The organism is Streptomyces sp. H27-C3, from assembly GCF_030063415.1.
Lineage (GTDB): Bacteria > Actinomycetota > Actinomycetes > Streptomycetales > Streptomycetaceae > Streptomyces.
Genome location: NZ_JASITA010000013.1, coordinates 124,835 through 137,816 on the forward strand (window position 1 = coordinate 124,835; position 12,982 = coordinate 137,816).

Here is a 12,982-nt window from a genome sequence, read left to right on the forward strand (position 1 = left end):
AAGGCCGGTGGTAGCCGCAGGGGCTGCGGCGGGGCCCGGGGGGCGCGAGGGGCGGCGCTGGAAAAGCGCTCACGGGAGTGTCCCCGGTTGGCCGACAGCGCGCGGCAGGAGCGCCGTGGCAAGTTCGGAGGTCGGTGACGACGAGCCCCGGGACAGGAGCGCCGTCGGGACTTTCGGACGGTTCGCCGGGCTCCCCCTGATCAACCCGACCACCGCCCTGTACTTCGCCGCCCTCACCACCGCACAGGGCGACGCCCTCAGAGGTGGCGCCGCGGGGGCGGTCTTCGTCGGCGGGGCCTTTGTGGCCTCGTTGGCGCGGCAGCAACTGCTCGTGGCGATGACCGGGTTACCGGTGCGCATCTCGGCGCGGGCCCGCGCCTGGACGTTCAGGATCGGGTACGGGCTTGGTCGCGGTGTACGCCGTGCAGCTCGCCCTGCCCCTGCCGTAGATCCCTGCCATGGAGCGCTGCCATAGAGTCGACGCAGCCCTGTCGACAGCGAGGAGTGCGCCCCGTGTTCCCTCTACTGCCCGCCCTGGACGCGGTGCCCGACCGGACCGCGGTGCGGTTCGGCGAGCGCTCCCTGACCTATGCGGAGCTTGCCGTCGCCGCGGACGCGCTCGCCGCCCGGATCGGCGGGGCGGGCCGGGTCGCCGTCTGGGCGACCCCGTCGCTGGAGACCGTGGTGGGCGTGGTGGCCGCGCTACGGGCCGGCGTGCCCGCCGTGCCACTCAATCCAAGGACCGGCGAGCGGGAGCTGGCGCACATCGTCGCGGACAGCGCGCCCTCGATGGTGCTGGCCGCGCCCGGCACCGAACTCCCCACCGCGTTGCAGGAGTTGGTACGTATCGACGTCACGCCGGCCGGCACTGGCGGACGGAGGCCGGCCGAGGTTCCGCCGGACTCCCCCGCCCTGGTCGTCTACACCTCGGGCACGACGGGGCCGCCGAAGGGCGCCGTCCTGCCGCGCCGGGCGATCGCGGCTACGCTCGACGCGCTGGAGGACGCGTGGGGGTGGACGGCCGACGACGTGCTGGTGCACGCGCTGCCGCTGTTCCATGTCCACGGGCTGATCCTCGGCGTTCTCGGCCCGCTGCGGCGCGGCGGCGAGGTGCGCCACCTGGGCAGGTTCGACGCGGCGGGCGTCACGCGTGAGCTCACCGCCGGCGCCACGATGCTCTTCGGCGTACCGACGATGTACCACCGGCTCGCCGAGTCGCTCGAAAGCGACCCGTCGCTGGTCAAGGCCCTGGCGGGGGCCCGGCTGCTGGTGTCCGGGTCGGCCGCGCTGCCCGTCCACGACCACCGGCGGATCACCGCCGCGACCGGCCGGGGCGTCGTCGAGCGGTACGGGATGACGGAGACGCTGATGCTGTGCTCTTCGAGTCCGGCGGATGCCCGGCCCGGCGGCGAGCCGCGCCCCGGCACCGTCGGGGTGCCGCTGCCCGGCGTGGACCTGCGGCTCGTCGACGAGGCGGGCGGCGAGATCACGGCGTACGACGGCGAGAGCGTGGGCGAGATCCAGGTGCGGGGCCCGAACCTCTTCACCGAGTACCTGAACCGGCCGGACGCGACCGCCGCCGCCTTCGATGGAAGCTGGTTCCGTACGGGCGACATGGCGACCAGGGGAGCCGACGGCCATGTCCGCATCGTCGGCCGCAAGGCCACCGACCTCATCAAGAGCGGCGGCTACAAGATCGGCGCGGGCGAGATCGAGAACGCGCTGCTCGAACACCCCGCTGTGCGGGAGGCCGCCGTCACGGGTGAACCGGACGAGGACCTGGGCGAGCGGATCGTCGCCTGGGTGGTGCCCACCGACCCCGAACAACCACCCGAGCTCGCAGAGTTGGCGGACCATGTGGCCGGGCTGCTCGCGCCGCACAAGCGTCCGCGCGTCGTCCACCACCTCGCCGCTCTGCCGCGCAACGACATGGGCAAGATCATGAAGCGGGACCTGAAGCATGGCTGAGCGCGACACGGCCGGGCGCGCGACGGCCGGGCGCGTGACGGCCCGGGACGCGATCGCCGCCGTCGTCGACGACTCCGCCTTCGCCGAACTCGCCGTCTCCGAAAGGGTGTCCGCGCCGGACGGGCCGATCGGCTGGGAGGGTTACGACGTCTCGCACGCCCGCGCCCGGGAGCGCACCGGTGAGCGGGAGTCCGTGGTCTGCGGCGTCGGCACCTTCGGCGGGCGGCGGGCGGTGCTGCTGGCGTTCGAGTTCGGCTTCCTGGGCGGGTCGCTGGGCGAGCGGACCGGCGACCGCATCGAGGCCGCGTACACCGCGGCCCGCGAGGAGCGGCTGCCGCTGGTCTCACTCGTGGCGACGGGCGGCAGCCGGATGCAGGAGGGCATGCGGGCCCTGACCCAACTCCAGCGCGTGGCCCACCAGTCCGCGCTCAACCGGGCCGCCGGGCTGCCGCAGATCGCGGTGCTGCGCGACCCCACGACGGGCGGCGGCTGGGCCACGCTCGGCGCGGGCGCCGATGTGATCCTGGCGCTGTCCGGCGCACAGGTCGGCTTCGCCGGGTCACGGGTACGGCCGCCGGACGCCGACCCGGCCGCGTACACGGCGGAGGGCCAGCTGGCGGCCGGGCACATCGACCAGGTCGTGGCCCCGCAGGAGCTGCGTGCCTCGCTGGGGCGCTGGCTGACGCTGCTGGCCGGGCGGCCGGAGAGCCCGCCGGCTGCCGCGCCGCCGCCCGCGGCGTTCGGCGCCGGGCAGCCGCCGGAGAGGGGGTGGGACGCGGTGCTGCGGGCCCGTGCCGACGCCCGGCCCCGGGCGAAGGCGTACCTGGACGCGTACTTCGAGCTGCGTGAGCCGGTGAGTGGCGACCGCTGCGGGGGCGTGGACGCGGGGATGCTGTGCGGTTTCGGGCTGCGTGAGGGGCGGACCGTCGCGTACGCCGCCCAGTGCGGCACCGCGACGCTGCCGGCCGGCTACCGGACCGCCGTCCGGCTGATCCGGCTCGCTGACCGGCTCGGCATCCCCGTCCTCACCCTGGTGGACACGCCGGGCGCGGCGAACGACCACCGGGCGGAGCGGGCGGGGGCGGGGGCGGCCATCGCGGCCACGTTCGCGGCGGTGGCCACCGCGAGTGTGCCGGTGACCACGCTGGTGATCGGGGAGGGCGGCTCGGGCGGAGCGCTGGCGCTGGCCGCGCCCGAACACACCTGGGTCACCCCGGACAGCTACTTCTCCGTCATCGCGCCGGAGGCCGCGGCGGCGATCCTCAAGCGGCCGGCGGATGCGGTGCGCGATACGGCGGACCAATTGCGCTTGCGTCCACAGGACTTGGTGGAGCTTGGGGTGGCTCGGGGGGTTGTGGGGCGGGGGTAGGCGGGTGGTGCCGCTGCGTGGAGCTGTCCCCTTCGCGTCCCTTCCCGCTGTGTCATTGTGCGGCTGCCGCCGCGTGGTGGGGCTCCGCCCCGGACCTCGGTCCTCAATCGCCGGACGGGCTGAAGATGCGCGGCACCCGGAACACTTTCAGCCCGTCCGGCGCTTGAGGACACGCCCGCAGGGCGTCCGGGGGTCCGGGGGTCCGGGGGCTCTCCCCCAGCTTCGGGGACGGGGCGGGCAGGGGAACAGCCCAGCGCAGCGCCCTACCCCCCTCCCCCGCCCGTCCCCGCCAGCCCGTACACCCGATCCGCCGTCCCCCCGAAAACTTCGGCCCGCTCACTCTCCCCCAACCCCGCAACCAACTCCCGCGCAGCGCCGAGCACTTCCCCGTACGTCGCCGCCAGCACACACACCGGCCAGTCCGAGCCGAACATCACCCGGTCCGCGCCGAACGCGTCGAGCGCCGTGTCCACGTACGGCCGCAGGTCCGACAGGCGCCAGTTCGCCCAGCGTGCCTCGGTGACCAGGCCCGAGAGCTTGCAGGCCGTGTTGGGCAGCGCGGCGAGCGCCCGTACGTCCGACGCCCAGGGTTCCAGCTCTCCCGACGCGACCGGCGGCTTACCCAAGTGATCCAGGACAAAGGTGAGTCCGGGATGGGTCACCGCCGCCTCGGTCGCGGCGGGGAGCTGGCCGGGGAGCACGATCAGGTCGTGGACGAGCCCGGCCGCCGCGACCGCTTCGAGCCCCCGCCGCACATCCGGACGCAGCAGCCACCCCGGGTCCGCCTCGCCCTGCACCTGGTGCCGGATGCCCACCAGGTGCTCGCCACCGGCGCCTTCGCGCAGCTCGGCGAGCGCGTCGGCGACTCCGGGCGCGGTCAGGTCGGTCCAGCCGACGACGCCGGCGATCAGTGGGCTCGTACGGGCGAGAGAGAGGAACTCCGGGGTCTCCTCGGCCACGGTGACCGTCTGGACGAGCACCGTCGCGTCGACTCCGGCGGACGCCGCCTCCTCCGCGAGGTCCTCGACGAGGAAGTCGCGCCGGATCGGGGCCAGTTCGGGACCGGTGATCCAGTCCTGGTCGCGGACGGACAGGTCCCAGACATGATGGTGGGCATCGACCACACGCGGGGTGGTCACAGCTCCCACACCACCGGCAGCCCCGCCCCCGCACCCTCCGCCGAGTAGTCGTGCGCGAGGTCGAGGAGCTCGCACATGCGGGCCTGCCAGGCGATATTGACCGGAAGCTTCTCCAGCCGCGCGAGGAGGTCCGCGTAGTCGGCGCAGTCGATGAGGTGGAAGAGGTCCGCGCCGCTGCGCCAGATCATCCAGGAGCCGACCCCGGCAGCGCGGATGGCCGCTGTGAGTTCGGCCGGGACCTCCCGGTGCGCCTGCTCGTACTCGTCGATCCGGTCGGCTCTGATCCGGGTGTGCAGGGCGACTCTCATGGCAACTCCGTATCCGGGCCCGTGTTCGGGGGGTTCGAGGCGATGGGCTGTGCGGGCTCCGTGACGGCCGTGGGCTCCGCGACGACGACGTCCAGGGTGCGCGGGCCGTGCACGCCCTCCACCCGGTCGAGTTCGATGTCACTGGTGGCGGACGGGCCGGAGATCCAGGTCAGCGGCCCGGTCGGGTCGAGGCGGCCGAGCGCCTCGGGCACGTCGCCCGCGATCTGGTCCTGCCGTACGACGCACAGGTGGTAGTCGGGAAGCAGTGTCAGCGCCCTGCGCCCCTGCCCGGGTCCCGCGTCGAGCACGATCGTGCCGGTGACGGCGATGCCGACCGCAGCGGTGGTCAACACCGCGTCGGCGGAGTCGAGTTCGGCGGTAGTGAGTGGTCCGGCGTCGCGCAGGACGGTCCAGTCCCCGGCGGGGAGGAGCGCGTCCGGGAAGCCGTCGGGGACGACGAGGGTGCGTACGCCACGCGCGATGAGGCGCGCGGCGACGGCCTCGCGAATCCCGTCGTCCGGCGTACGGGTCACCGTCGCCCGGTAGTCGGCGACGCGCTCCGCGAAGAGCCCGACGACATCGGGGCCCGCGTGCGAGTGCCGGTAGGCGCGCGGCACGGGCACGTCGTCGGGGCCCTCCGTCGCGGGTACGTCGGTCAGGGCCTCCCTGATCCGGCCCAGCACAGTGTCCCGGGTGCTCACTTCCCGTCCTCCTCTCGCGTCCGCCGCCACCAGGCCCGCAGCGATTCCTTGGGTGGTACGGCCGTGTCGCGGGTGCCCGTCCAGCGGCTCAACGGCCCCGGCAGGTTGCCGATGGTGCCGCGCCTTGAGACCAGCCGGGCGGCGGGGTTCGCCAGGCGCTGGGCCGCGGAGAGCCGACCGGGCGAGTTGAGGACGGCAGCCGCGGCCTTCATGACCAGGGCCTCGGGGGTCGGGACGCGGCTCTTGGCGCGCTTGGACTCGACGACCTTGGCGCGCAGATGGACCAGCACCTCCGGAATGTTGATCTTCACGGGGCAGGCGTCGTAGCAGGCGCCGCAGAGCGTGGAGGCGAACGGCAGCGAGTCGGCGTGCGAGTCGTCCCTGCCGACACCGACGAGCTGCGGGGTCAGCACCGCCCCGATCGGACCCGGATAGACCGACCCGTAGGCATGGCCGCCCGTGCGCTCGTACACCGGACAGACATTGAGGCAGGCCGAACAGCGGATGCAGGCCAGCGCCTGGCGGCCAACGGTGTCCTTGAGCGTCGCCGTGCGGCCGTTGTCGAGGAGGACTAGGTGGAAGCCGCTCGGGCCGTCGCCCTCGGTGGTGCCCGTCCACATGCTCGTGTACGGGTTCATCCGCTCGCCCGTCGAGGAGCGCGGCAGCAGCTGGAGGAAGACCGCCAGGTCCTCGAAGGACGGCAGGACCTTCTCGATGCCCATCACGGTGATCAGGGTCTCGGGCAGGGTGAGGCACATCCGGCCGTTGCCCTCGGACTCCACGACGCCGACCGTGCCGGTGTCGGCGGCGGCGAAGTTCGCGCCGGACACCGCGACCTTGGCACGCAGGAACTTCTCCCGCAGATGCAGGCGCGCCGCGTCGGCCAGGTCGCTCGGCCGGTCGGTGAGGCCCTCGGGTGCGGGGCGGCCCCACCGGCCCATCTCGCGCCGGAAGATCTCACGGATCTCGGCGCGGTTGCGGTGGATGGCGGGGACCAGGATGTGCGAGGGCCGGTCCTCGCCCAGCTGCACGATCAGCTCGGCGAGGTCGGTCTCGTACGCCGTGATGCCTTCGGCCTCGAGGAACTCGTTGAGCGCGATCTCCTGGGTCGCCATCGACTTGACCTTGACGACCTCCCGCTCGCCGGTGGCCTTGACCAGGTCGGTGACGATGCGGTTGGCCTCGGCGGCGTCGGCCGCCCAGTGGACGTGGCCGCCCGCCTTGGTGACGGACTCCTCCAGACGCACCAGGTACTCGTCGAGGTGGCGCAGAGTTTTGCGCTTGATCGCCTCGCCCGCGTCGCGCAGCTGCTCCCAGTCGTCGAGTTCGGCGGTGACGGCCAGGCGCTTGTCGCGGATGGTGCCGGTGGCCTTGCGCAGGTTCGTACGGAGCTGGGTGTCGGCGACGGCCGTGCGGGCGGCTTCCGGGAAAGACGGGGCGCCGAGCCAGGTCACGTTGTCGGGCATCGGACTGCTCCTTGCGTCGGCGCGAGGATCTCGGCGAGGTGGCGGGTGCCGACGCCGGTGCGCAGCCGGTCGAGGCCGCCGCCGATGTGCATCAGGCAGGAGTTGTCGCCCGCGGTGAGGATGTCGGCGCGGGTGTCGAGCACGGCGCGCATCTTGTCGGCGAGCATGGCGTTCGACGTGTCGGGGTTCTTGAGCGCGAAGGTGCCGCCGAAGCCGCAGCAGCTGTCGGCGGCGGGCAGCTCGACCAGGTCGATGCCCTTGACCGCGCGCAGCAGCCGCAGGGGGCGGTCGCCGACGCGGAGCATGCGCAGGCTGTGGCAGGTGGGGTGGTAGGTGACGCGGTGCGGGAAGTACGCCCCGACGTCGGTGACGCCCAGGACGTCGACGAGCAGCTCGGACAGCTCGTACACCTTGGGCGTGATCCGGTCGACGCGCCGTACCAGCGCGGCGTCGCCGTACTGCTCGGCGACGACGCGGTGGTAGTCGCGCACCATGCCGACGCACGAGCCCGAGGGGGCCACCACCGCGTCGTACTCGCCCTGTTCGAAGACGCCCGCGAAGCGGCGGACCATCGGGAGGGTCTCGGGGCGGTAGCCGGTGTTGAAGTGCATCTGGCCGCAGCAGGTCTGGGCCGGTGGGAACTCGACGGTGTGACCGAGCCGTTCAAGGAGGGAGACGACCGCCTTGCCGGTGTCGGGGAACATCGTGTCGTTGAAGCAGGTGATGAACAGGGCGATCCTCATGCGCTGTCCGACCTCCGCATGCCTTGCCGTCCGGCCTCCGGCGGGTCCGGTACGTGTGCCAACCGGTCCGGTACGTTCGACGGCCGGACCCGTACGTGTGCCGACCGTTCCCGTACGTCCGACGACCGGTCCGGTACGCCGGTCGGCGAACCCGTTACACCGACCACCTGGACCCGTACGCCGGTCACCGGGACCGGGACGTCTGCCGCCAGCAACCCCTCCGCGCGCAGCTCTTCCCACAGCGCGGCGGGCACGGGCGTGGCGAGCATAGCCGCCGCGTCGGTGACCTCCGCCGCGGAACGCGCCCCGACCAGGACACTCGCCACGGCGCTCTGGCCGAACGGGAAGCTCAGGGCCGCGGCGCGCAGCGGGACGCCGTGCCGCCCTGCGACGGCCTTGATGCGCAGGGCCCGGTCCAGCACATCCAGTGGCGCCGCCGCGTAGTCGTATGTCGCGCCGGGGCGCGGGTCGGCCAGCAGACCGGAGTTGAAGACCCCGCCGACGACGACGCTCTTACCGCGCGCGGCGGCCTCGGGCAGCAGTTCCCTGGCGGCGTCCTGGTCGAGCAGGGTGTAGCGGCCGGCGCACAGCACCGCGTCGACGTCGGTGTCCCGGAGGAACCGGGTGAGCATGCCGGTCTGGTTCATGCCTGCGCCGATCGCCCGCACCATGCCTTCGGCGCGCAGCCGCTCCAGCGCCGGGTACCCCTCGCGGAACGCCTGCTCGGCGTGGTCGTCGGGGTCGTGCAGGTAGACGACATCGATGCGGTCCAGGCCGAGCCGCTCCAGGCTGTCCTCCACGGAGCGCCGTATGCCGTCGGCGCTGAAGTCCCAGACGCGGCGGTGTGTGGCGGGCACGGCGAAGCCCTCGTCCTGCATGCCCCGGCCGTCCCGGATCGGTTCGAGTAGCCGTCCTGCCTTGGTGGACAGGGTGTACGCGTCCCTGTCCCGCCCGCGCAGGGCCGCCCCGAGGCGCCGCTCCGAGAGCCCCAGGCCGTAGTGCGGCGCGGTGTCGAAGTACCGCATGCCCGCGTCCCAGGCCGCGTCGACCGAAGCGGCCGCGGCTTCGTCGGTGACGGCGGCGAAGAGGTTGCCCAGGGCGGCGGCCCCGAAGGACAGCGCGGTGACGGGAACACCGCTGCGCCCTAGCGTGGCCACCGGCCGCTGCCCGCTCACCTCTCCGCCGGGCGCAGGCGCAGCCCCTGCATTCCGCCGTCCACCGCCAGCGCCGTGCCGGTGACGGACGCCGCGGCGGGGCTCGCCAGATAGGCGACGGCGGCGGCGACCTCGGCCGCGCTGACCAGCCGGCCGATGGGCTGGCGGGCGTTGAGCGCGTCCCTTTCGGCCTGCGGGTCGTCGGCAGCGTCGAGCAGCCGGCCGACCCACGGCGTGTCCGCGGTGCCGGGGTTCACGCAGTTGACGCGGATCCCCTCCCGGACGTGGTCGGCGGCCATGGCGAGGGTCAGCGACAGTACGGCGCCCTTGCTCGCGCTGTAGAGCGCGCGCTGCGGCAGACCGGCGGTCGCGGCGATCGAGCAGGTGTTGACGATCGCCGCGTGTGCGGAGCGCCGCAGGTACGGCAGGGCGGCGCGGCTGGTGCGGACCATGCCGAGGACGTTGACGTCCAGGACGCGGTGCCACTGCTCGTCGTCGTTGTCCTCGACCGTCCCGACGGCGCCGATGCCCGCGTTGTTGACCAGGATGTCGAGCCCGCCGAGCCGCCCGACCGCGGCGGCGACTCCGCCTCGTACAGACGCGTCGTCGGACACATCGGCCTTGATGCCGAGCAGTGGCGCCCCGGCGCCCGACGGGTCGAGGTCGAGCACGGCGACCTCGGCGCCGCGCGCGGCGAGCAGCTGTGCGGTGGCGAGGCCGAGGCCGGAGGCGCCACCGGTCACCAGGGCCTTGAGCCCGTCGAGCCGGTTCGGGTCGGCAACGGCCGGCGCGTCGGCAACGGTCGGCACGGATCGGTTCTGCTCGGTCATACGGCGGCCTCCTCGGCAGCGGTGACGGGGGTGACGGCAGTACGGGCGACAGCTCCGGCGGCGAGGGCGTCCGCCGCCAGGTCGGCGGCCCAGAACGTGCCGCCGGGGTAGGTGAATTCCGCGATCGACTCCGGGTGCATGGTCGCCGAGAACCCCGGCGCGTCCGGCGCCGTGTAGTGCCCGGCGCGCATCACCACCGGTTCGGTGAAGTGCTCGTGGAGGTGGTCGACGTACTCGATGACCCGGTTCTCGGTGGTCCCGGACAGCGCGACGTAGTCGAACATCGACAGGTGCTGGACGAGTTCGCACAGCCCGACACCGCCCGCGTGCGGGCAGACCGGCACCCCGAACTTCGCGGCGAGCAGCAGGATCGCCAGGTTCTCGTTGACCCCGCCGACGCGCGCCGCGTCGATCTGCAGCACATCGATGGATCCGGCCTGGAGAAGCTGCTTGAAGACGATGCGGTTCTGTACGTGTTCGCCGGTCGCGACCTTCACCGGGGTGACGGCCCGGCGTATCTCGGCGTGTCCCAGGACGTCGTCGGGGCTGGTCGGCTCCTCGATCCAGTAAGGGTCGAACTCGGTGAGCGCCCGCGTCCAGTCGATGGCCTCGCCGACGTTCCACCGCTGATTGGCGTCGATCGCGATGCGGATGCCGGGGCCGACAGCGGCGCGCGCGGCCCGCATGCGCCGGATGTCGTCCGCGAGGTCCGCGCCGACCTTGAGCTTGATCTGGGTGAAGCCGTCGGCGACGGCCTCCTTGGCGAGCCTGGTCAGCTTCTCGTCGGAGTAGCCGAGCCAGCCGGGCGATGTGGTGTAGCCGGGGTAGCCGTTGGCGCGCAGCAGGGTCTCGCGTTCGGCCGATCCGGCCCGGCCCTTCCGCAGCAGGGCCAGTGCGTCCTGGGGGCTCAGTACGTCGGTGATGTAGCGGAAGTCGATCTGCGAGACGAGCCATTCGGGCTCGGCGTCGGCGAGGAACTTCCACAGGGGCAGGCCGGCCCGTTTCGCGGCCAAGTCCCAGGCGGCGTTGACGACCGCCCCGATCGCCATGTGCATCACGCCCTTCTCGGGCCCGAGCCAGCGCAGTTGGCTGTCGCCGGTCAGGTCGCGGCCGAGCGTGCCGGGGTCGGCGCACAGTTCGTCGGCGGAACGTCCGATCAGGTGCGGGCGCAGTGCCTCGATCGCCGCGACCTGGACATCGTTGCCACGCCCGATGGTGAAGGTGAAGCCGTGCCCCTGGTGCCCGTCCGGCGCGTCGGCGCGCAGCACCACATAGGCGGCGGAGTAGTCGGGGTCGGGGTTCATCGCGTCGGAGCCGTCGAGCTGCCGCGAGGTGGGGAATCTGATGTCGTACGTGTCGACGGCGGTGATGCGGGGACCTGTTGCGGTCACGTAAGGGCTGCCTCTCACGCTCGGTCGAAGGTCTGGCGCTGGCCGCCGAGGCCGTCGATGGACAGCTCGACGGTGTCGCCGGGGCGCAGATAGGGGGTGCCGGGCAGGCCGAGCGCGACTCCGGCGGGGGTGCCGGTGTTGATGACGTCGCCCGGTTCGAGCACCATGTACTGGCTCAAGTACGCGATGATCTGCGCCACTTGGAAGACCATGTCGCGGGTGTGTCCGTCCTGCCGCTTCTCGCTGTTGACGGCGAGGTGGAGCGCCAGGTCCTGCGGGTCGGGGATCTCGTCGGCGGTGACGAGCCAGGGGCCGAGCGGGTTGAACGTCTCGCAGGACTTGCCGATGTCCCACTGCGAGGAGAAGTCGAGCTGGAACTCGCGCTCGGACACGTCGTGGCTGACGGCGTAGCCCGCGACGCACCCCAGGGCGTCGACGGTTCCTTCCAGGTAGCGGGCGCGGCGGCCGATGACGACGCCGAGTTCCACCTCCCAGTCGGTGCGGCTGGAGCCGCGCGGGATGAGTACGCCGTCATACGGGCCGACGACCGTGCCGGGGTCCTTCATGAAGACGACGGGCCGCGGCGGTATCGCGGCGCCGGTCTCCTCGGCGTGGTCGCGGTAGTTGAGGCCGATGCAGACGACCTTGCCGGGTCGGGCGACGGGCGCGCCGACACGCAGGTCCTGCGCGCCTTCGAGCAGGGGTACTTCGCCGGCGGCGAGCGCCGCGCGTACCCGCTGCACGCCGTCGCCGGCGAGGAACGCGCCGTCGATGTCCGGGGTGAGGGCGGACAAGTCGTACGTCCGGCCGTCGTCGGCGAGGAGCGCGGGGCGCTCGTGCCCGGCGTCACCGAGTCGCTGAAATTTCATGGCACTTTCCTCAGCTGGTTCAGATGGTGGTGCGGTCAGTCCTGGGCCCGGCCGGTGGTGACGCGCGCGATCATCAGGGCGACGAGGATGATGCCGCCGTAGATCGCCTGGATCCAGAAGGACGGCACCTGCGCGAGGGTCAACAGGTTCTGTACGACGCCGAGCAGCAGGACGCCGGTGAGCGCGCCGAACATCGTGCCCTTGCCGCCGTCCAGGCTGATCCCGCCGATGACGGCGGCGGCGAACACCGTGAAGATCATGTTCTGGCCCTGATTGGCGTTGATCGCGCCGACGTAGCCGGTCTGCATCAGACCGCCGACGGCGGCGAGCGCGCCCGCGACGACGAACACGCCGAGCATCACCCGCTCCACGCGGATACCGGCGGCCCGTGCGGCGGCCGGGTTGCCACCGATCGCGAACAGCGCCCTGCCGACCCGGTGGTACTTGAGCACGAAACCCGCGACGCCGAAGGAGACCGCGGCGAGCCACACCGACAGCGGCACGGTGAGGAAGGTGGTGGTGGCGAGCGTGTAGAAGGCGTCCGGCATGCCGAAGAGGGTCTTGCCCTCGGTGGCGCCGACAAGCAGTCCGCGCAGCACGATCAGCATGGCGAGCGTCACGATGAACGCGTTGAGTTTGAGCTTGACCACCAGCAGGCCGTTGAAGACACCGATGAGCGCGCCGATGACGACGATCGCCAGGACGCAGACGAAGCCGGGGAGTTCGACACCGAACCCGGCCTGCGCGGCGGGCAGTACGAGCAGTGCGCCGACGGCCGGGGCGATGCCGACGACCGATTCCAGCGACAGGTCGAACTTTCCGGTGATGAGCACCAGCGCCTCGGCGAGCACCACCATCGCGAGCGCGGCGGACGCGCCGAGGATCGAGATGATGTTGCGCTGGGTGAGGAAGGTGTCGTTTACCAGCGACCCAAAGATCACGAGAACCAACAGGGCCGGTACGAGGGCCAGTTCGCGGGCGCGCTTCAGCAGCACGTCACGCGCGCCGGACGCCCTGGATGCCCGGCCGCCGGCCCTATCCGTC

Annotated in this window: 12 protein-coding genes and 1 pseudogene; 3 read left to right on the plus strand and 10 right to left on the minus strand. The window is 72.5% G+C overall.

The window, feature by feature from the left end:
- Positions 1 to 115 precede the first annotated feature (115 nt).
- The 3 genes from QMK30_RS15350 to QMK30_RS15360 are packed head-to-tail and all read left to right on the plus strand — an operon-like array spanning position 116 to position 3,337.
- The gene (locus tag QMK30_RS15350) at positions 116 to 475 is read left to right on the plus strand and encodes a hypothetical protein (RefSeq protein WP_283518455.1); all 360 of its coding nucleotides are present in this window, start codon (positions 116 to 118) and stop codon (positions 473 to 475) included.
- A gap of 38 nt (positions 476 to 513) precedes the next feature.
- A complete protein-coding gene (locus tag QMK30_RS15355; RefSeq protein ID WP_283518456.1) occupies positions 514 to 1,968 on the plus strand; it encodes an acyl-CoA synthetase in 1,455 nt (484 codons plus the stop codon).
- Positions 1,961 to 3,337: a carboxyl transferase domain-containing protein gene (locus QMK30_RS15360; RefSeq protein ID WP_283518458.1), complete on the plus strand. Its 1,377-nt coding sequence runs from the start codon at positions 1,961 to 1,963 to the stop codon at positions 3,335 to 3,337. Before QMK30_RS15355 ends, QMK30_RS15360 begins: the two co-directional genes overlap by 8 nt.
- Positions 3,338 to 3,600: 263 nt before the next feature.
- On the opposite strand, the gene QMK30_RS15365 is transcribed toward QMK30_RS15360, so the two are convergent.
- The 10 genes and pseudogenes from QMK30_RS15365 to QMK30_RS15410 form a co-directional block, all read right to left on the minus strand.
- Positions 3,601 to 4,485, minus strand: a complete 885-nt coding sequence (locus QMK30_RS15365) for an amidohydrolase family protein (protein ID WP_502963147.1) — start codon at positions 4,483 to 4,485, stop codon at positions 3,601 to 3,603.
- Entirely contained in the window at positions 4,473 to 4,784 is a 312-nt protein-coding gene (locus QMK30_RS15370; RefSeq protein ID WP_283518460.1) for an L-rhamnose mutarotase, read from the minus strand. Before QMK30_RS15370 ends, QMK30_RS15365 begins: the two co-directional genes overlap by 13 nt.
- On the minus strand, positions 4,781 to 5,485 hold the full coding sequence (locus QMK30_RS15375) for a LutC/YkgG family protein (RefSeq protein WP_283518461.1): 705 nt from the start codon (positions 5,483 to 5,485) through the stop codon (positions 4,781 to 4,783). Before QMK30_RS15375 ends, QMK30_RS15370 begins: the two co-directional genes overlap by 4 nt.
- Positions 5,482 to 6,951, minus strand: a complete 1,470-nt coding sequence (locus tag QMK30_RS15380; protein ID WP_283518462.1) for a LutB/LldF family L-lactate oxidation iron-sulfur protein — start codon at positions 6,949 to 6,951, stop codon at positions 5,482 to 5,484. Before QMK30_RS15380 ends, QMK30_RS15375 begins: the two co-directional genes overlap by 4 nt.
- Entirely contained in the window at positions 6,936 to 7,694 is a 759-nt protein-coding gene (locus QMK30_RS15385) for a (Fe-S)-binding protein (protein ID WP_283518463.1), read from the minus strand. The genes QMK30_RS15380 and QMK30_RS15385 overlap by 16 nt, the downstream gene beginning before the upstream one ends.
- A gap of 188 nt (positions 7,695 to 7,882) precedes the next feature.
- Positions 7,883 to 8,869, minus strand: a pseudogene (locus tag QMK30_RS15390) (aldo/keto reductase); the annotation flags it as partial.
- Positions 8,866 to 9,678, minus strand: a complete 813-nt coding sequence (locus tag QMK30_RS15395; RefSeq protein WP_283518465.1) for an SDR family NAD(P)-dependent oxidoreductase — start codon at positions 9,676 to 9,678, stop codon at positions 8,866 to 8,868. The pseudogene QMK30_RS15390 and the gene QMK30_RS15395, both read right to left, overlap by 4 nt.
- Positions 9,675 to 11,069: an L-fuconate dehydratase gene (locus tag QMK30_RS15400; protein ID WP_283518467.1), complete on the minus strand. Its 1,395-nt coding sequence runs from the start codon at positions 11,067 to 11,069 to the stop codon at positions 9,675 to 9,677. The genes QMK30_RS15395 and QMK30_RS15400 overlap by 4 nt, the downstream gene beginning before the upstream one ends.
- A 14-nt stretch (positions 11,070 to 11,083) precedes the next feature.
- Positions 11,084 to 11,938: a fumarylacetoacetate hydrolase family protein gene (locus QMK30_RS15405; RefSeq protein ID WP_283518468.1), complete on the minus strand. Its 855-nt coding sequence runs from the start codon at positions 11,936 to 11,938 to the stop codon at positions 11,084 to 11,086.
- Between the two features lie 35 nt (positions 11,939 to 11,973).
- On the minus strand, positions 11,974 to 12,933 hold the full coding sequence (locus QMK30_RS15410; RefSeq protein WP_283518558.1) for an ABC transporter permease: 960 nt from the start codon (positions 12,931 to 12,933) through the stop codon (positions 11,974 to 11,976).
- Positions 12,934 to 12,982: the final 49 nt, after the last annotated feature.